At 65.1% G+C, this 17,932-nt stretch carries 18 protein-coding genes and 1 rRNA gene (1 of these 19 cut by a window edge); 10 read left to right on the forward strand and 9 right to left on the reverse strand.

Annotated elements, in window-relative coordinates; genetic code table 11:
• Together DIZ22_RS16115 and DIZ22_RS16120 are read right to left on the reverse strand one after the other, a co-directional pair.
• Positions 1-95 (reverse strand): 16S ribosomal RNA (locus DIZ22_RS16115); it reaches 1,392 nt to the left of the window's first position.
• 582 nt (positions 96-677) lie between these two features.
• Positions 678-1,691, reverse strand: coding sequence for an aldo/keto reductase (locus DIZ22_RS16120; protein ID WP_122928407.1), 1,014 nt, complete (start codon positions 1,689-1,691; stop codon positions 678-680).
• 191 nt (positions 1,692-1,882) lie between these two features.
• On the opposite strand from DIZ22_RS16120, the gene cysD reads away from it, so the two are divergent.
• The 3 genes from cysD to DIZ22_RS16135 are packed head-to-tail and all read left to right on the forward strand — an operon-like array spanning position 1,883 to position 5,480.
• Positions 1,883-2,815, forward strand: a complete 933-nt coding sequence (cysD, locus tag DIZ22_RS16125; RefSeq protein ID WP_276309018.1) for a sulfate adenylyltransferase subunit CysD — start codon at positions 1,883-1,885, stop codon at positions 2,813-2,815.
• Positions 2,815-4,737, forward strand: a complete 1,923-nt coding sequence (cysN, locus tag DIZ22_RS16130) for a sulfate adenylyltransferase subunit CysN (protein WP_048939672.1) — start codon at positions 2,815-2,817, stop codon at positions 4,735-4,737. Before cysD ends, cysN begins: the two co-directional genes overlap by 1 nt.
• Before the next feature lie 11 nt (positions 4,738-4,748).
• Positions 4,749-5,480, forward strand: coding sequence for a 3'(2'),5'-bisphosphate nucleotidase CysQ (locus DIZ22_RS16135; protein WP_206364607.1), 732 nt, complete (start codon positions 4,749-4,751; stop codon positions 5,478-5,480).
• A 164-nt stretch (positions 5,481-5,644) separates the two neighbouring features.
• Here DIZ22_RS16135 and DIZ22_RS16140 read toward each other — a convergent pair whose 3' ends face one another.
• Positions 5,645-7,096: a carboxylesterase family protein gene (locus DIZ22_RS16140; protein WP_048939220.1), complete on the reverse strand. Its 1,452-nt coding sequence runs from the start codon at positions 7,094-7,096 to the stop codon at positions 5,645-5,647.
• Between the two features lie 97 nt (positions 7,097-7,193).
• Positions 7,194-7,754, reverse strand: a complete 561-nt coding sequence (locus DIZ22_RS16145) for a TetR/AcrR family transcriptional regulator (RefSeq protein ID WP_037512969.1) — start codon at positions 7,752-7,754, stop codon at positions 7,194-7,196.
• Positions 7,755-7,878: 124 nt separating this feature from the next.
• Here DIZ22_RS16145 and DIZ22_RS16150 point away from each other — a divergent pair, with 124 nt between their 5' ends.
• From DIZ22_RS16150 to DIZ22_RS16175, 6 genes are all read left to right on the forward strand, one after another.
• The gene (locus tag DIZ22_RS16150; RefSeq protein WP_122928409.1) at positions 7,879-8,391 is read left to right on the forward strand and encodes a nuclear transport factor 2 family protein; all 513 of its coding nucleotides are present in this window, start codon (positions 7,879-7,881) and stop codon (positions 8,389-8,391) included.
• 104 nt (positions 8,392-8,495) lie between these two features.
• Positions 8,496-9,317 carry a TauD/TfdA family dioxygenase gene (locus tag DIZ22_RS16155; protein WP_170978420.1) on the forward strand — a complete coding sequence of 274 codons (822 nt, stop codon included), beginning with the start codon at positions 8,496-8,498 and terminating at the stop codon, positions 9,315-9,317.
• A gap of 37 nt (positions 9,318-9,354) precedes the next feature.
• Positions 9,355-10,107, forward strand: coding sequence for a 3-oxoacyl-ACP reductase family protein (locus tag DIZ22_RS16160; RefSeq protein ID WP_048939222.1), 753 nt, complete (start codon positions 9,355-9,357; stop codon positions 10,105-10,107).
• Between the two features lie 191 nt (positions 10,108-10,298).
• Complete coding sequence (locus tag DIZ22_RS16165) at positions 10,299-10,883, forward strand: TetR family transcriptional regulator (RefSeq protein ID WP_234415706.1); 585 nt, start codon at positions 10,299-10,301, stop codon at positions 10,881-10,883.
• A gap of 73 nt (positions 10,884-10,956) precedes the next feature.
• Positions 10,957-11,796, forward strand: coding sequence for a TauD/TfdA family dioxygenase (locus tag DIZ22_RS16170; RefSeq protein WP_037512962.1), 840 nt, complete (start codon positions 10,957-10,959; stop codon positions 11,794-11,796).
• 78 nt (positions 11,797-11,874) lie between these two features.
• Positions 11,875-12,882, forward strand: coding sequence for an LLM class flavin-dependent oxidoreductase (locus DIZ22_RS16175; protein WP_122928410.1), 1,008 nt, complete (start codon positions 11,875-11,877; stop codon positions 12,880-12,882).
• Positions 12,883-12,891: 9 nt separating this feature from the next.
• On the opposite strand, the gene DIZ22_RS16180 is transcribed toward DIZ22_RS16175, so the two are convergent.
• From DIZ22_RS16180 to DIZ22_RS16200, 5 genes are read right to left on the reverse strand one after another with little or no spacing between them, the layout of a single operon-like run.
• A complete protein-coding gene (locus tag DIZ22_RS16180) occupies positions 12,892-13,860 on the reverse strand; it encodes an alpha/beta hydrolase (protein ID WP_048939225.1) in 969 nt (322 codons plus the stop codon).
• Between the two features lie 12 nt (positions 13,861-13,872).
• Complete coding sequence (locus DIZ22_RS16185) at positions 13,873-14,622, reverse strand: DUF2889 domain-containing protein (RefSeq protein ID WP_048939226.1); 750 nt, start codon at positions 14,620-14,622, stop codon at positions 13,873-13,875.
• 5 nt (positions 14,623-14,627) lie between these two features.
• Positions 14,628-15,794: a thiolase family protein gene (locus DIZ22_RS16190; protein WP_048939227.1), complete on the reverse strand. Its 1,167-nt coding sequence runs from the start codon at positions 15,792-15,794 to the stop codon at positions 14,628-14,630.
• Positions 15,791-16,195, reverse strand: a complete 405-nt coding sequence (locus tag DIZ22_RS16195; protein ID WP_048939228.1) for an OB-fold domain-containing protein — start codon at positions 16,193-16,195, stop codon at positions 15,791-15,793. Before DIZ22_RS16195 ends, DIZ22_RS16190 begins: the two co-directional genes overlap by 4 nt.
• Positions 16,195-17,448, reverse strand: coding sequence for a cytochrome P450 (locus DIZ22_RS16200; protein ID WP_010336460.1), 1,254 nt, complete (start codon positions 17,446-17,448; stop codon positions 16,195-16,197). The genes DIZ22_RS16195 and DIZ22_RS16200 overlap by 1 nt, the downstream gene beginning before the upstream one ends.
• Positions 17,449-17,682: 234 nt before the next feature.
• On the opposite strand from DIZ22_RS16200, the gene DIZ22_RS16210 reads away from it, so the two are divergent.
• Complete coding sequence (locus tag DIZ22_RS16210; protein ID WP_048939230.1) at positions 17,683-17,913, forward strand: ferredoxin; 231 nt, start codon at positions 17,683-17,685, stop codon at positions 17,911-17,913.
• Positions 17,914-17,932 lie beyond the last annotated feature (19 nt).

A 17,932-nucleotide genomic window follows, 5' to 3' on the forward strand; every position in this document is an offset into this window, starting at 1 on the left:
CCCGTGCGCCACTAGATCCGAAGATCTCGTTCGACTTGCATGTATTAGGCATGCCGCCAGCGTTCGTTCTGAGCCAGGATCAAACTCTCAAGTTTGATGTCCGATCTCTAACCAGGCGGAATAAGCCCGATCAGAAACCGCTCATTTTCAGGAGCCATTCCTGCACAATATATTCTAGTGGAATATATCGAGACATATAGGAACGGCCTAAATTTATCTGAACTCCTACGCCTGAAAGCCGTAAGAACCCAGGGCCGCCGCCCACATGTCCCTTCATCTAAATCACAATGTCAAAGAGCCGCACCGACATCAAAACCGGACAACCAGTGTTCCCTAAACTCTCGTTCAGAGGACCAGTGTCCGTCTATGTGGGCGACCGGGTCAGTCAAGCGCCTCAGCAGCGCCGCCCTGTCCGGTGAAAAGCCCTCTAGATGGGGCATTTGATTCGGTCAACCGCGAAATTCCGCCCTTTTTGAATTTCCCCTCCGAAAGTTGAGAATGCGGCCCCTCCCGGTCGCGTAAAAAGCCCGGTCTTTCGGGCATTTCGGAGATTTCACGCGCTTGTAATAAAAATGCGTTTCCGGAACCGGATTGGGCGCCGAGTTCCGCGCTTCTCCATCCGAATCCCGATCCTGTTGCGGCAAGAATCGGGAATCAGGGGAGAATCGGTACGAGAATCAGGCCAGCGGCTCGCCTTCCCACAATTCGGTATCGATCTGCGCCTGCGCATCGCGCGGGTAACGCGGACCCGACACCGCCCTGAAATCGAACAGACTGTCGACGCGATCGAGCAGCGGACGCGGCAGATCTAGCCTGGCCGCCGCCAGGTCCTCGTCGAGATGGGCCATGTTGGTCGTGCCGGGAATCGGCACGATGAAATCGCGACGGGACAGCAGCCAGGCCAGGCAAAGCTGCGCCATGGTGCAGCCCGCTTCGTCGGCGAGCCCCTTGAGCTTCGTTGCCAACACCAGATTATGGGCAAGGTGGGGCGGCTGGAAACGCGGCATGGTGCCGCGAATATCCCCCTCGGGCACGCCCTGTGGCCCAACCCCGCCGGCGAGCAGGCCGCGGCCGACCGGCGAAAAGGCGACGAAGCCGATGCCGAGTTCCGCGCAGGCGTCGAGCACGGCGACCTCCGGGTTGCGACTCCAGGGCGAATATTCGGTCTGCACCGCGGTGATCGGATGGACCGCATGGGCGCGGCGAATCATCGCCGCTGACATTTCCGACAGGCCGATCGCGCCGATCTTGCCATCCTCCACGCCGCGCACCAGCGCGCCGACCGACTCCTCGATCGGCACCTTGGGGTCTAGGCGATGCAGATAATAGAGATCGATATGGTCGGTCCTGAGCCGACGCAGCGAATCCTCCAGCACGCGGGTGATCGCCCGGGGCGAGCCGTCGAGGCCGCGCTTGCCGTCAATCTCCGCCAGCACGCATTTGCTGGCGAGGGTGAAATCGGCGCGCCGGTCCATGATGGTGCGGCCAAGCAATTCCTCATTGGCGCCAAAGCCATAGAGCGCGGCGGTGTCGAAGAAGGTCACGCCGACATCGAGCGCATGGCGCAGCAACCGTTCGGCCTCATCCGTCGACGGGCGCGGCAGATAGGCATGGGAGAGGTTCATGCAGCCAAGGCCGATGGCGGAAACGGTGAGCGCGCCCAGGCGGCGGGTGGGAAGAGCGGTCGTCATGGGGTGGGAAACATCCTGTCGGTTGAGGCCGTCCATGACGCAAGAGATAGGTCTGCCTCTCCGCTCTGTCATGCCCTTGGTCATGCCTTCACCCGGCAGGACGAAAGAAGATGGGGTTTACCCGGCTTAATAAAGCCAATCTTGCCCGGCGGGCGCAGCGGGGTCATTTCGACGGCACATTATAGACCCTTATGCCGCCCTGCGGCGCGAGCGAGCCCATGACCCGGAACCTTACCCATTTGGAGCGCCTTGAGGCGGAGAGTATACATATATTGCGGGAGGTAGTGTCGGAGGCGGATCGGCCTGTGATGCTGTACTCGGTGGGCAAGGATTCGGCGGTGATGCTGCATCTGGCCAAGAAGGCCTTCTATCCCTCGCCGCCGCCCTTCCCGCTGCTCCATGTCGATACCACCTGGAAGTTCCGCGCGATGTACGACCTGCGCGACAAGGCCGCGCGTGACGCAGGGATGGAACTGCTGGTCCATCATAATCCCGAGGCCCAAGCGCGCGGCATCAACCCGTTCGACCATGGCGCGCTCCATACCGACATGTGGAAGACGGAAGGGTTGAAGCAGGCGCTCGACAAGTTCGGCTTCGACGCGGCATTCGGCGGCGCGCGCCGCGACGAGGAGAAGAGCCGCGCCAAGGAGCGCATCTTCTCCTTCCGCACCGCGTCGCACGGCTGGGACCCCAAGAACCAGCGGCCCGAACTGTGGAACCTCTACAACGCGAAGAAGGCCAAGGGCGAGAGCATCCGCGTCTTCCCGATCAGCAACTGGACCGAGCTCGACATCTGGCAATATATCCAGCTCGAGGGCATCGAGATCGTGCCGCTCTATTTCGCCGCGCCGCGCCCCACCGTCGAGCGCGACGGCATGCTGCTGATGGTCGATGATGACCGCTTCCCGCTTGAACCGGGCGAAGTGCCGGTCGAGCGATCGATCCGCTTCCGCACCCTGGGCTGCTATCCCCTCACCGGCGCGGTCGAGAGCGAGGCCAGCACCCTGTCGGAGGTGATCCAGGAGATGCTGCTCACCACCACATCCGAGCGCCAGGGCCGTGCCATCGACAAGGATGCCGGCGGCGCCGGCATGGAGAAGAAGAAGCAGGAGGGGTATTTCTGATGTCCGACGTGATCACACAGGACCCCGTCTACCAGACCGATGCGCTGATCGCGCAGGACATCGACGCCTATCTCGACGTCCACCAGCACAAGACCATGCTGCGCTTCATCACCTGCGGCAGCGTCGATGATGGCAAGTCCACCCTGATCGGGCGGCTGCTCTATGATTCGAAGATGATCTTCGAGGATCAGCTCGAAGCGCTGCAGGCGGATAGCAAGCGCGTCGGCACGCAAGGCGGCGAGATCGACTTCGCCCTGCTGGTCGATGGCCTCGCCGCCGAGCGCGAACAGGGCATCACCATCGACGTCGCCTATCGCTTCTTCGCCACCGAGAAGCGCAAGTTCATCGTCGCCGATACGCCCGGCCATGAACAATATACCCGCAACATGGTCACCGGTGCCTCCACCGCCGACCTGGCCGTCATCCTGATCGACGCGCGCAAGGGCATCCTCACCCAGACGCGGCGCCACAGCTACCTCGCCCACCTGATCGGCATCCGCAACATCGTGCTGGCCGTCAACAAGATGGACCTGGTCGGCTATGACCAGGCCGTGTTCGACAAGATCGTCGCCGATTATGCCGCGTTCGCGCAGAGCATCGGCATCAGCGCCTTCACGCCGATCCCCATCTCCGGCTTCAAGGGCGACAATATCACCGCCCGGTCCGACAACACCCCCTGGTATCAGGGGCCCACGCTCATGGCGCATCTCGAAAGCGTCGAGGTCGATGCCACCACTGCGGCGGCCAAGCCGTTCCGCATGCCGGTCCAGTGGGTCAATCGCCCCAATCTCGATTTTCGCGGCTTTGCCGGCCTGATCGCCAGCGGATCGGTCAAGCCGGGCGACGCCGTGCGGGTGCTGCCCTCGGGCAAGACCAGCACCATCTCGCGCATCGTTACCCTTGATGGCGACCTCGACGAAGCGATTGCCGGCCAGTCAGTGACGCTCTGCTTCGCCGACGAGATCGACTGTTCGCGCGGCGACGTCATCGCCGTCGCCGACAATCCGCCGGAGGTCTCCAGCCAGTTCGAGGCGACCATCGTGTGGATGGATGACGAGGCGATGCTGCCGGGCCGGCCCTATTGGCTCAAGATCGGCACGCAGAGCGTGTCGGCCACCGTCCAGGCGCCCAAATATGTCGTCAACGTCAACACGATGGAGCATCTGGCCGCCAAGACGCTGGACTTGAATGCCATTGGCGTTGCCGAACTGGCGACCGACAAGCCGATCACGTTCGAGCCCTATGCCGATAACCGGACGCTCGGCGGCTTCATTCTGATCGACAAGATCAGCAACCGCACCGTGGCGGCGGGCATGCTCCACTTCTCGCTGCGCCGCGCCCAGAATGTCCATTGGCAGGCGACCGACATCGGCCGCGAGGCCCATGCCGCGCTCAAGAACCAGCTTCCCCGCATCCTCTGGTTCACCGGTCTCTCGGGCTCGGGCAAGTCGACCATCGCCAATGAGGTGGAAAAGCGGCTCGCGCTGATGAACCGCCACACCTTCCTGCTCGATGGCGACAATATCCGCCATGGCCTCAACAAGGATCTGGGCTTTACCGAGGCCGACCGGATCGAGAATATCCGCCGCGTCGGCGAGGTTGCCAAGCTGATGGCGGATGCGGGCCTGATCGTGCTGACCGCCTTCATCTCCCCCTTCCGCGCCGAGCGCGAGATGGTGCGCGAGATGCTGCCGGACGGCGAGTTCATCGAGATCTTCGTCGATACCCCGCTGGAGGTCGCCGAGGCGCGCGACGTCAAGGGTCTCTACAAGAAGGCGCGCTCGGGCAGCCTCAAGAACTTCACCGGCATCGACAGTCCCTATGAGGCGCCCACCAGCCCCGAGATACGGGTCAACACCGTCGAGATGACGCCGGAAGAGGCCGCCGAGCATATCATCCGCAAGATCATGCCGCTCAAATGAGAGAGGGCAGCATGACCGACGCGGACCTCGCCGCCCATCTCGCCGACACCGCCGGCCGCCTGCTGCTGGAGGTCCGCGCCTCGGGCCTGTTCAGCGCCAAGGCGCTCGGCAAGGCCGGCGACCAGACCGCCAACCAGTTCCTCGTCCATGCGCTGCGGGAACAGCGGGCTGACGACGGGTTGCTCTCCGAGGAGATGGCCTGTGACGGCGCGCGGCTCCAGCACAGCCGCGTGTGGATCGTCGATCCGGTCGACGGCACCCGCGAATATGGCGAGGCGCGCGCCGACTGGGCCGTCCATGTCGGTCTTGCCATAAACGGCGTGCCGACCATCGGTGCGGTGGCCCTGCCGGGCCATGAAGACGGCATCGTCCTGCGCACCGACCAGCCGCGCGCCATCCCGCCCGCGCCCGAAAAGCTCCGCATGGTCGTCTCCCGCACCCGCCCCGCACCCCAGGCGGTCGCGGTCGCAGAGGCGCTGGGCGCCGAGCTGGTGCCCATGGGATCGGCCGGCGCCAAGGCCATGGCCGTGATCCTGGGCCAGGCCGACATCTATCTCCATGCCGGCGGCCAATATGAATGGGACAGCTGCGCACCCGCCGCCGTCGCGCTCGCCCACGGCCTCCACGCATCCCGCATCGACGGATCGCCGCTGACCTACAACCAGCAAGACACATACATGCCCGACCTCCTCATCTGTCGGCATGAACATGCCGACAGCGTGCTGGGGGCACTGAAGGGCTAGGGGCGATCGACATTCAGATGATGACGTGACGAAAATGGTGGTTTTCCGTGACCCTTGAAACGAGTCACGTGCCTCGTTTCAACGCAGCGTACTTAAAGTACGTGAGCACCGGAAGCGCGGAGAACCGCCATTTGCAGGCCGTCAGGGCTGAATGTCGATTGCCCCTAGGCGCGGGTCGCCAGTCCGGCACCGACATCGGCGCCCGCCCAGGCGCGCCAGCGATCACCGTCGGGGTCGATGTCCACCCGGTCGGTCAGGTCGAAGATCTTCACCGCCGGTCGATCGACATGATAGGCCAGCCAGTCCGGCTCAGGCGCGCCATGGCGAACGAAATGGGCGATATGATCGGTCATCCGCCGGCCGAGCGCCGCGCGGCGTCCGCGCATCGGCCCGCCCCGCGCAAAGGCGGCGCGCAGCCCGCGCATCGGCCAGGTCAGGGTCAGGTCGAGCCCATGGGCGGCGCCGGCGATCGGATGGCGATAGTCGAAGCGATAGAACCAGGTCGGCGCCTGCCTCGACTGGCGATCCGCGAAATGGCGCGTCGGCATCAGGAAGGTGAGATCGGTGGCGAGCGCGCGGCGCCCCGCCTTGTCGCGGGGATAGGCGTCGAGGATGCGCGCGGCGTGATCGGCCGGCAATTGGGCATGGAGCAATGCTTCGAGTGCCGGCCAGTCGGTCGGCAGGATATCGCCGGGCATCAGTTCGAACAGGCGGATTTCCTCACGCGTGGCGCCGGCGAGCAGCGGCACCGGCGCGGCCGGCTCAGCCACCGCCTGCGCCAGCGAGGCGGGCAGCAGGTCGCCGTCGAACCAGGGGGCAGAAGGAATGGTGCCGGGATTGGCGGCACCGGCCGCGCCCTGCGCCTCGAACAGGCGCATGAGGTCCATGCCGCGCAGCGCGGCGAGATCGGGGTTGCCGAGCGCCGCCATATAATCGCGCGCCACCTGTTCGCTGCGATCGCGGCCATGAATCAGGCTGACGGCACCGCTCTGCATGATCGCGCCGGCAAAGAGGTCGCGGGCAGCCGGGGCATGGAGCAATAGCGAGACCGACATGGAGCCGGCCGACTGGCCGCCGACCGTCACCCGCGCCGGATCGCCGCCGAAGGCCGCAATATTGTCGCGCACCCAGGCGAGCGCCGCAATCTGATCGCGCAGGCCGAGATTGGAAGGGATGCCCGGCACGACCGCGCCGAAATTGACGAAGCCGAGTACGCCCAGCCGATAATTGATGGTGACGACGATGATGTCACCGTCGCGGGCAAAGTCGCTGCCGTCATAGCTATGGCCGCCACCCGCGACGAAGGCGCCGCCGTGAATCCAGACATAGACCGGCAGCGGGCCGGTCGCGTCGTCGGGCACATGGATGTTGAGCGACAGGCAATCCTCGGCAAAGTCGGGCATCGACAGCCGCGCCCGCTTCGCCTGATTGCCATACATTTGCGGACATTGCGGACCGGGACGTGATGCGTCGCGCACATCATTCCACGCGACCGGCGCCTCCGGGGCAGCAAAGCGGTCGGCCCGTGCATAGGGAATGCCGCGCCAGCATCGCACGCCGTTCGCCAGGGTGCCGCGCACCGGCCCAGCCGTCGTCGTCACCGTCAATCCGTCCATGCCGCGCCTCCCGTCTTGCGGCGAAGATGCTAGGCGGCGCCGGGTGAGGCGCCAACGCACGGGGCGGAGATAGCGGCGGGGCGATGCCCCTGCCCGATCAGGGCTGCATCGACGGGGTGACGACCAGCCGGTCGAGAATTTCCGCCATGCGATCGAGCGGATAATCGGGTTCCTGCTGCAGCCACCAGGCGAGAATCTCGACCGTGGCGCTGACCGCGAAGACGATGCGCAGTTCATCGGGCAGCCAGCCGGCATCATGCGGCCTCTGCTGCGCCAGCTGGCGCGCCTGATCGGTAAATTCCTGCTTGAGCATGGTCGCCGCGCCGCCGGTCAGGAAGGCCGACCAGAGCGCGCGCCGTTCGGCGACATAAGCGAACAGGGTCATGCAGGACTGGCGGGCATCGTCGGCGAACAGGATCGGCAGCGCGCGCTGCAGCAGATCGGCGATCTGTCCGGCAGCGAGATCGTGCAGCAGCGCATCCTTGGACGGATAATGGCGGAAGAAGGTGGCGTAGCCGACCTCCGCCTCGCGCGCGACCTCGCGGATCGTCACCTGATCATAGGGGCGGGTTTCCAGCAGGTGGAGCATCGCGTCGAGCAGCTGGCGGCGGGAGCGCAGCTGGCGCGCGTCGGTCGGCAGATTATCCATCGGGGCCATGGCTTAGGGCCTTCGCACCCGCCTGAACAGAGGGGAGGATCGCCCGGCCGATGATCCGCCCCCGCCCCATTGCCCGGCGCCCCTGCCCGACTAGGGTCCGGCCCGACAGGAGAGGAAGCACGCCATGGACAACCGGATCGAGACGCTGATCGCCAGGGAAGAGATCAGGGAACTGGCCCAGCTCTATTCGCGCGGGGTCGACCGGCAGGATTTCGCGCTGATCCGGTCGCTCTATACCGCCGACGCGACCGACAGCCATGGCGCCTATTATGACGGGCCGGTCGACGGCTATGTCGCCTTTCTCGAAGCGTCGCTGCCGCACATGCATATCGGCAATCATTTCGTCTGCAACCATCTGGTCAAGGTCGACGGCGATACCGGCGAAGGCGAGGTTTATGCCATTGCCTGGCACCTGATCCCCGACGGCAAGGGCGGGCTGCTGCACGATATCCAGGGGGTGCGCTATATCGACAGCTATCGCCGCGTCGATGGCCAGTGGCGCTTTGCCAAGCGGGTGGTGAGCTTCGACATGAAGCTGCTGCAACCCGCCGCCGACCATGGCGACAAGCCGGTGCCGGTGGATGATCCCAGCTATGCGCTGCTGGCGCCGCTATTTGCACGTGGGGCGGGCCGCTAGCCGCTTCGCCGCAGCGATGTCGCCGCCGCTTCCTTGACAGTCAAATCAACAATCCTGTTGATGATAGTCAAGAAGAGCGGCGCGACAGGCGCCCGCTGGAGCGGATGATGGCCTTTTCGACGATCGACCTGACCGCGCGCATCGGCACCGAGATCCGGACCGACGCGGCAACCCTGGTGTCGGGCGCCCATGCCGACACGATCCGGGCGCTGTTGCAGCAACGCGGCGTGCTGATCGTGCGCGGGCTGCACATGAGTCGCGAAGATCAGCTGGCCTTTTCCCACACGCTGGGCCGGGTCCAGCCGCAGGGCGAAGGCGGCATCTTCAAGGTGACGATCGATCCGAAGGAAAATCCGGGCGCCGAATATATCAAGGGCGCCTTCTTCTGGCATATCGACGGGGCAAGCGACGACGTGCCCAATTTCGCCGCAACGCTGAACGCCAAGTCGCTGTCCAGGACCGGCGGCAGCACCTATTTCGCCAATACCTATGCCGCCTGGGACGACCTGCCCGAAGAGGAGAAGACGGCCTATGACGGGCTGCGCGTGGTCCACAGCTTCGAGACATCGCAGCGCTATGTGAACCCCGAACCCACCGTGGCGGAGCTGAATTTCTGGCAGATGCGCACGCCCAAGGTCCATCCTTTGGTCTGGACCCATGAGACCGGCCGCAAGTCGCTGGTGCTGGGGTCGACCGCCGACCATATCGAGGGGATGGACCCGGCGCAGGGCCGCGTGCTGCTGTCCCGGCTGCGCGAATGGGCGATCCAGCCGCAATTCGTCTATCGCCATGACTGGACGGAGGGCGACCTGCTGATCTGGGACAATAGCGGCACGATGCACCGGGTCGATCCCTATCCGCTGGAAGAAAATCGCATGATGCACCGCACGACGATCGAGGCGATCGAGCAACTAGTCGGCGCCTGAAAGCGACACCGAAATTGACATATAGGAAGGAATTGCGATGACGAGGTCTCTCAACGGCCGCACGGCCGTGGTCACGGGTTCGGGTTCGGGCATTGGTCGCGCGATCGCGCTGCGCCTGGCCGAAGATACGGCGAAGATCGCGGTGTGGGACATTAATGGCGACGGCGCGGCCGAGACGGTCAAGCTGATCGAGGCGGCCGGCGGCACCGCCATCGCCATCACCGCCGATTGTTCGGACAAGGCGGCGATCCATGCGGCGGCAGAAGAGACGCGGGCGAAGCTGGGGCCGATCGCCATCCTGGTGAACAATGCCGGCATCGCCCCCTTCACCCCGTTCATGGACATTGACGACGATCTGTTCGACAAGGTCATCCACATCAACCTGCGCGGCCCCTATCTGCTGACCAAGGAAGTGCTGCCCGACATGCTGGCCGCCGGCTGGGGTCGGGTGATCAACATCACCTCCTCCTCGGTCCAGTCGGGCTCCTTCGCCCAGGGCCATTATGTCTCGTCCAAGGGTGGCCTGATGGGCATGACCAAAGCGCTGGCGCTGGAATTCGCGCCGAGCGGCGTGACCTTCAACATGGTGCCGCCCGGCTTCATCGATACGCCGATGCTGCGCGCCGCGCCGATCGACGCCGACGCCTTTGCCCAGACGCTGCCGATGAAGCGGATCGGCAAGCCGGAAGATATCGCCGCTGCTTGCGCCTATCTGGCGTCGGAAGAGGCCAGCTACATCACCGGCCAGACGATCAGCACCAATGGCGGCCGCTATATGGGGTCGCATTAAGAGTTTGCTGGAAAATGCGCGGAAAAACGCATTTTCAAGAGGCCGCACCGGCCCACACCCCCACCCGACCACCCAGCTATGATATCCTGATGGGCGGTCGGGTGGGGGTGTGGGCCGGTGCAGACGCGCCGAAGGCGCCAGACGAAAGCGCAGACGCTTGCATGGGCGGCCCGGCCATTTATGCTCCAGCCATGGTCCAGAAACGTCGCGTCGGCGCCGAAAGCTCCGAAACCCGCGCCCGGATCGTGGAGGCCACCGAACAGGTGATCCGCGACGAAGGCTATGCCGCCGCCAGTTCGCGCCGGGTGGCGCTGCGCGCCGAACTGCCGCCATCGCTGGTCCATTATTATTTCCCGACCACCGACGACCTGCTGCTGGCGGTGTTCCGCCGCGGCGCCGAACAGAGCGACGCGATGATCGAGGCGGCGCTGACCAGCGCCGATCCGGTGCGGGCACTGTGGCGCTTCTTCTCCGACCCCAGCCGCAACGCGCTGGCGATGGAATTTGTCGCCATGGCCAATCATCGCAAGGCGATCCGTGCCGAGATCGCCCGCCACAGCGAAGCGATGCGGGATCGCCAGGCGCAGTTGATGGAGCAGCTGCTGGGCGATCGACTCGCCGATCACAAGGTGACGGCGGCGGGCCTCAGCCTGTTGCTGGCCGCCGTCGGCCGCACCCTGGTGATGGAAGCCGACATGGGGGTCGCGAGCGGACATGCCGACGCGCGCGCTTCGGTCGAGGCGCTATTGGACGAATTGCTGCTGCCCGAAAAATGAGAGGCATTGACTTTTCCATGCAAGCATGTTGAACATGTGTTCAAACGCGCAGGGATGCATAGGAGAGCAAGGCATGTCCGCCACCACCATTACCCGTTTCGTGCATGAAGATATCAAGCCGAGCATCGGCAGCCGCATCCTCAACAGCAAGGAGGAACTGCTGGCCGGCGAACTGGCGCCGCAGATCCGCGAGCTGCTGGAGCAGCGCGGCGTGCTGGTCTTCCCGAAGATCGACTTCACCGACGAGGAACAGATCGCCTTCACCAAGACGCTGGGCGCCTTTGCCCCCGAGCATCGCGGTGGCGAGGAAATCCACAAGATCACCCTCGACGTGAAGGAAAATCCGCAGAGCGCCGAATATCTCAAGGGCTCGCTCTACTGGCATATCGACGGCACGATGAACGATGTGCCGATCCTCGCCTCCTTGCTGTCGTGCAAGGTGCCGGCCACCTGGGGCGGCAATACCGGCTTCTGCAACACCTATGCCGCCTATGAGGCGCTGACCGACGAGCAGAAGGCCGAATATGAGACGCTGCGCGTGATCCACTCGGTTTGGGCGACGGTCTTCTATTATGAACCCGAACCCAGCCTCGCCAAGCTGAAGGGGATGCGCCAGGTCGGCGAGAATGAGCTGCCGCTGGTGTGGAACCACAAGTCGGGCCGCAAGTCGCTGGTGCTGGGCTGTACCGCCCAGCGGGTCAAGGATCTCGATCCCTATGACAGCGCCGAAATCCTGGTTGGGCTGCGCGAATGGGCGACCCGCGAGGAATTCAGCTACAGCCATGAATGGAGCGTCGGCGACCTGGTCATCTGGGACAATACCGGCACCATGCACCGGGCCGAGAAATATGATCCCGACTGCAATCGCATGATGCACCGCACCAAGCTGCAGGGCGAAGAACCCTTCGAATAAGGATCGGCCCCACGGCCTTTCCACGCCCGCCGCCCAACCGGGTTGGCGGGCGTTTTGCCCTGCCCCCGGAGCATCGTCATGAGCAATCCGCTGACCTTCGGCTATCTTTATGATTTCCGGAACCCGCCCCAATGGGAACGGCGCCCGGCCGATCTCTATGCCGAGATACTGGACTTCGTCGCGTGGAGCGAAACGGCCGGGTTTGCCGGCGCCTGGGTACCCGAACATCATGGCGCGCAGGATGGCTATATGCCCGCGCCCAATGTCGCACTGGCGGCGATCGCGGCGCGCACCAGCCGGATCAGGCTCGGATCGGCGATCGCGCTCGCCCCGCTCTATCATCCGGTCCGTTTTGCCGAGGAATGCGCGGTGCTGGATATCCTGTCCGACGGCCGGCTGGAGATGGCGCTGGCAATCGGCTACCGCTGCCGCGAGACCCAGGCCTATGGCGTCGATTTCGGCAAGCGCGGCGCGCGCTTCGACGAATTCCTCGCGATCGTCCAGCAACTCTGGGCGGGCGAGACGGTCGATTTTGCCGGGCAACATTACAGCATCGCCGGCGCAACCCTGCGCCCGGCCGCGCCGCGCGGCCGCATCCCCCTCTATATTGGCGGCTTTGCCGAAAAGGCGCTGGCGCGGGTGGCCAGATATGCCGACGGCTATTTCGGCAATGAGGAGGTGTGCGGCCTCTATGCCGACAAGCTGCGCGCCGAGGGGAAAGACCCGGCCGCCGCGCGCATCCGCATCCAGAGCCTGTTCACCCTGGTCGCCGAAGACCCCGAGGCGGCGATGGCGGAGATGGCCCCCTATTTCCACCATGTGAACGAAACCTATGGCGCATGGCTGGCCGAGGATCAGGCGTCGGGCATCGACAAGGTGGCGCTGAAACCCATGTCGCTCGACGCCTTCCAGCGCAGCGGCATCCTGCAGATCCTGACCCCCGCCGCGGCGATCGACCATTTCCGCGCAATGCAGCAGCGCATCAATGTCGAGCATATCATGATGATGATGCCCCCCGGCCTGCCGCCGGCAAAATTCCAACCCTATGCCCAGCTGTTCGCCGACAGGGTGATGCCCGCCTTCTGAAGGGCGGCGTCAGTTCCCCTGCAAGGCGCGGCGCAGCGCCGCGAAGCGCATCGCCTGAAGTGACTGCATCTGCGGCGTATCGGGGCCGGCCAGGCCGAAGCCATGATAGGCGCCGGGCGTCACATGGAGTTCGACCGAGATGCCGAGGGCCAGCAACCGGCGGGCGAAGTCGATATCCTCCTCCAGGAACAGGTCGAGCGCGCCGACACTGATGAAGGCGGGCGGCAGGTCGGACAGGTCGGGACAGCGGGCCGGCACGGCGTCGGTCGGGACATGCTCGGTCCCCGCTTCCTGCCCGAGCAGTGCCCCCCAGCCATAGCGGTTCTGCGCCGGGGTCCAGACGAACCGGCCGGTGACCGGATGGAGCGGCGCGCTGCTGCCGGTGCGATCGTCGAGCATCGGCGCGTCGAGCAGCATGAAACGGATCGGATAGGCGCCCAGGTCGCGGGCATGGATCGCCAGCGCCACGGCATGGCCGCCGCCCGCGCTCTCGCCGCCGACCGCGATGCGGCTGGGGTCGATGCCCAGCGCGTCGGCCTGTTCATGCAGCCAGCCGAGCGCCGCGTAGCAATCGTCGCGCGCGCCGGGGAACGGCGTCTCGGGCGCCAGCCGATAATCGACCGACAGGACGACACAACCCAGCTGCGCCACCCAGGCCCGGTTGGACAGGTCGCTCATATCGGCCATGCCGAGCACGAAGCCACCGCCATGAATATGGAGATAGGCCGGCCGCCGCGCGTCGCCAATCGCCTCGGCCGGGCGATAGAGCAGGCAGCGGACATCGGGCGATCCGGGCGCGCCGGGCAGGAAGACTTCTTCCCGCTGCACGGCGGCCAGCGCTTCGGGCATCGGCTCGGCCGGGCGGGCGGCAAAGGGCTGGCGGAAGGCGGCGATCGTCTGATCGCTGAGGTCGAGCGGCGGGAAGAGGTCGAGCGCCGCGCGCAATTCGGGGGCCACCAGTTGCCGCGCCTCGTCCATCGTCCCGTTCCTCTATTGAGCGTCGCGCGGCCGGTCATAGGCGGCGCCATCGAAATGGTCGAGCGGCACCAGGGGTTCGGCGGTGAAGTCGATCACCCGGCCGACGCGGATCGCATGGACCGCATTTTCCGGCTGGAAGGTGAAGCAATTGGGCGGCACGCGGGTCGCGGTCGATTGCCGCTCCATCGGAATCAGCCGGCCATTGGCGAGGATCGTGCCCCATTGCAGCAGCCGGGCGGCCTCACGCCGGGGCTCATCCAGCGCGTCGATCCACGGGCGCAGCTTCATCAGCGACTGGCCGGCAATCTCGGCGGGCGCGACCATGACATGGCGGCGATGCGCGACCTGCAGCAGCGGTACGCCGTCGCGCCGGATCTCCGCCACGGCCAGATCCTCCTCGATCGGATCGCAGGCGAGAATCTCATAGCGGGTCGGCGCCGCCTCGCCAGCGTGCGCCGCCGCCAGCACGGCCAGGTCGTGCAAATGGGTGCAGTTCGCCTTCTTCTCGCCGCGCGCGGCCGCCTCAGCCAGCACGACACCCGTGAAGGTCGCCTGAAGCACCGCCGGCGCGCCCGGACAGGTGGTCCAGGGCACCCGCTCCATGATCGCGTCGACGCCGCTGATGCGCGCGCCGTCATGGTGCAGGATGACGGCCATGCTGTGATAGTCATCCTCGACTGCCGCCGTCACCCGGCCGGGCAGCGGCGTCACCAGGAAGCGACGGCGAAAGCCGGGCAGCATGTCCAGCATGCCGCTGTCCATCGCGATCAGTCCTTCGCCAGCAGCAGCGCCGCCGCCATGGGGCCGCCACCCGATGTCGCCACAGCCACCTTCGGGTCGCCAGCGATCTGGCGCGCGCCGCCCTCTCCGCGCAACTGCACCACCGATTCATAGGCGAATCCAAAGCCGTGCAGCCGTCCCCAGCCAAGCTGGCCGCCGCCGGTGTTCATCGGCAATTCGCCGTCGAGCGCGATGCGCTTGCCGCCTTCGAGGAACTGGCCGCCCTCGCCCACATCGCAGAAGCCCAGCCCTTCGAGCCAGGTGATCGGCTGGAAAGCGAAGCCGTCATAGAATTGGACGGTATCGACATCCTTGGCGGTGTAGTCCGTGTTCTTCCACAGGTCGCGCCCGGTCGGATAGGCGCTCGCCCATTCGGCCTGGTCCCAGCTGTAGCGCTCGACCGATCCGGCGCTGGCGGCGATGCGGATAGGCGTCGTCTTCACCTCGTCCAGCGCATCGCCGGCCGACACGATCAGTACGGTCGAGGCATCGGTGAAACGATCGCAATCATAGAGGCAGAAGGGCGAACTGATCATCCGCGCCGCCATATACTCGTCCATGCTCAGCGGCTTCTTGACGATCGCGCGCGGGTTGCGCGCGGCATTGGCATGATCGTTCAGCGCCACCTGGGCGAGCTGTTCGCGGGTCAGGCCATAGCGCTTCATGTGGCGCATCGCGAATTGCGCGGTCCAGTTGGCGGCCGAAAAGGCGCCGAAGGGCGAGACCCATTGCGAATTGCCCGACACATCCTTGCGCCGTTCCATCGGCGGGAATTCTTCGGGGCGAGCCAGCGCTGCCGCCTCATAAACGGTGCGGAAGCACAGGACATGGCGGGCAAGGCCGGCCTTCACCGCCATTGCCGCCTCGGCGATCGCGCCCAGCTGCGCCGTCGCCTCCGCCGCGCCGATATGCCAGCGTGTGTTGAGCCCCAATATCTCGATCACATCGTCCGAACTGACCGGCGAGAAGCCGAGGAAGGTCGACATCTTGCCGGGATAGGTGGCGACGCCGTCAATCTGATCGAGAGTCAGGCCGGCGTTGGCAATCGCCTCGCGCACGGCGTCGAGCGTCAGGCCGAGCGGCGACCGGGTCAGCCGCACGCCGACCTCCGACATGCCGATGCCGGTGATATAGGCTTCGCGCGCCATGCTCATGCGACCTTCTCGAACAGGGGGAACCAGATGCCGTCCTGCTCCTCGAAGGTGACGCGGACGCGGTCATCCATGTCGACGGCATCGACCGGGCAATTGACGATATTGCTGGTCAGATAGACGCCGGGTACGTCGTCGAGCCGGACACGGGCGATGACGAAGGGCACCTCCATATCCTTGGCCCAGGCCTGATAGTTGATCGTATAGGTGTCGACCGCGCCGGTGCCGGCGACCGCATGGGGGCCGACATTTTCCGACTGGCAATGACGGCAGATCTCGCGCGGCGGATGGGTGAACTGGCCGCAATCGTCGCAGCGGGTGATGTTGAGCTTCCCCTCCGCCCCGCCGGTCCAGAAGGCGCGGTTTTCCCGATCGAGGCGCGGGCGCGAACGTTGCCAGACCATCAGACATCCCAGACCAGGTTCAGGCTTTCGATGCCGATCACATGGCCGCCATGGAAGACCGTGGGCTTGGCCGGATCGAGCCGGAATTCGGGCAGGCGGGCCAGCATCTCCTCATAAAGAACCTGCAATTCGACGCGCGCCAGGTGGGAGCCCAGGCAGCGATGCGGGCCGACACCGAAGGCAATGTGAACATTGTTCTCGCGATCAAGATCATAGCTGTCGGGCTGCGGGAATTCTTTCGCATCCAGATCGGCGGCGGGCAGGAACAGCTTGAGCATGTCGCCGGGCATCATCTTAGCCCCGGCCAGTTCGGCCGGCTTCTTGATGACCCGCATCGGCACGGTGAAGGTATAGCGGCGCAGCATTTCCTCGGCGGCTTCGGCCACCAGCTTGGGCTCGGCCCGCAACTTTGCCTGCAATGGCAGGTCGAGCGCCAGGCCGCGCATGGCCAGGCCCATGCCGTTCATCACCGTGTCGAGGCCGGCGATGAACAGCAGCACACCATAATTCTCCATATCGGCAAGCGTGCTCGGCTGGCCGTCCACCTCCAGCTTCCACAGCATGGAAATGATATCGTCCTTCGGATTATCCCTGCGCTCCAGCACGGTATCGCGCATCGCCGCGGCAATGCGTTGCAAGCGGCGCATGGAGCCTTCGCGATCGGTATCGATCGCCTCCATATGCTCCTTCACGATCTGGCGATATTCCGGCAGCCGTTCCAGCGGCAGGCCCAGCATCTTGAGGAAGACCTGCACCGGCAACGGCTCGGCCACCGTGCTCATGAACTCGCACTGGCCATCGGCCTTGATCGCGTCGATCAGCTCGCCGGCCAATTCGCGAATGCTGTCCTTCAAGGCCGCGATCGTCTTGGGCGAGAAGACCTTCTGCAGCGGCTGGCGATATTTGGTATGTTCGGGCGGATCGAGCGTGATCGGGATCGGCTGCGGAATATGCGGCGCGCCCGGCGGCAGCGAGGCGAGCAGCGCCTTCATCTTGTCGGCCGGCACGAACTCGCTGGAATAGGTTTCGGTATCGCGCGACGCTTCATAATTGGCGGCGTGGGTCAGCGCGACCCAGCCGCCGCCATTGCGCGGCGTCCAGAAGACCGGCGGCGCCGTCTTCAGCAGGTCGAGGATGCGCGCATGCGGATCGGCCAGCAGGCCCGGATCGGCATGGACATCGAAATCATAGACGAGCGCGTCGGGCACATGGGCCGGCTGTGGCGCGGCGGGGCTCAAGGTGGCGTGGGCCATGATTCTCTCCGTCTTCCCTGCTGGGGCGGGCGCGTGCAGGATGCGTCCCTTCTTGTCGGACCCGTTTTGCCCGGCGGCCCGGCAAAGGCAAAGGGGCTGGGTGCGGCAATGCCAGATAACGCCCCGACGATCCGCGCCGCAGCTCCGTATCGCGATGGCGATTGTGCCGGGCGCCACGTTGATCGGGGCCGTAATCTCCTTTCTAAGGAAGGTCAGAATAGCCGGAGAGGGCAGATGAGAATCCGCATCGAAAAGTCAGGCTGCGTGGGCAATGCCCGCTGCGCCGCCGTGTCCGAGGACATGTATCCGCTGGACGAGGACGGCTATATCGCGACCGAGGGTTTCGACGTGGCAGACGGTGAACAGCAGACCGCCAAGCGCGGCGCGCGCGCCTGCCCCGAACGCATCATCGTCGTCGAGGAAGATGATGGCAGCATCAACTGGCCGCCCAAGGCCAAGGCATAATCAGAGAATCCGGGAGAGC

The organism is Sphingobium sp. LF-16, from assembly GCF_003711185.1.
Lineage (GTDB): Bacteria > Pseudomonadota > Alphaproteobacteria > Sphingomonadales > Sphingomonadaceae > Sphingobium > Sphingobium yanoikuyae_A.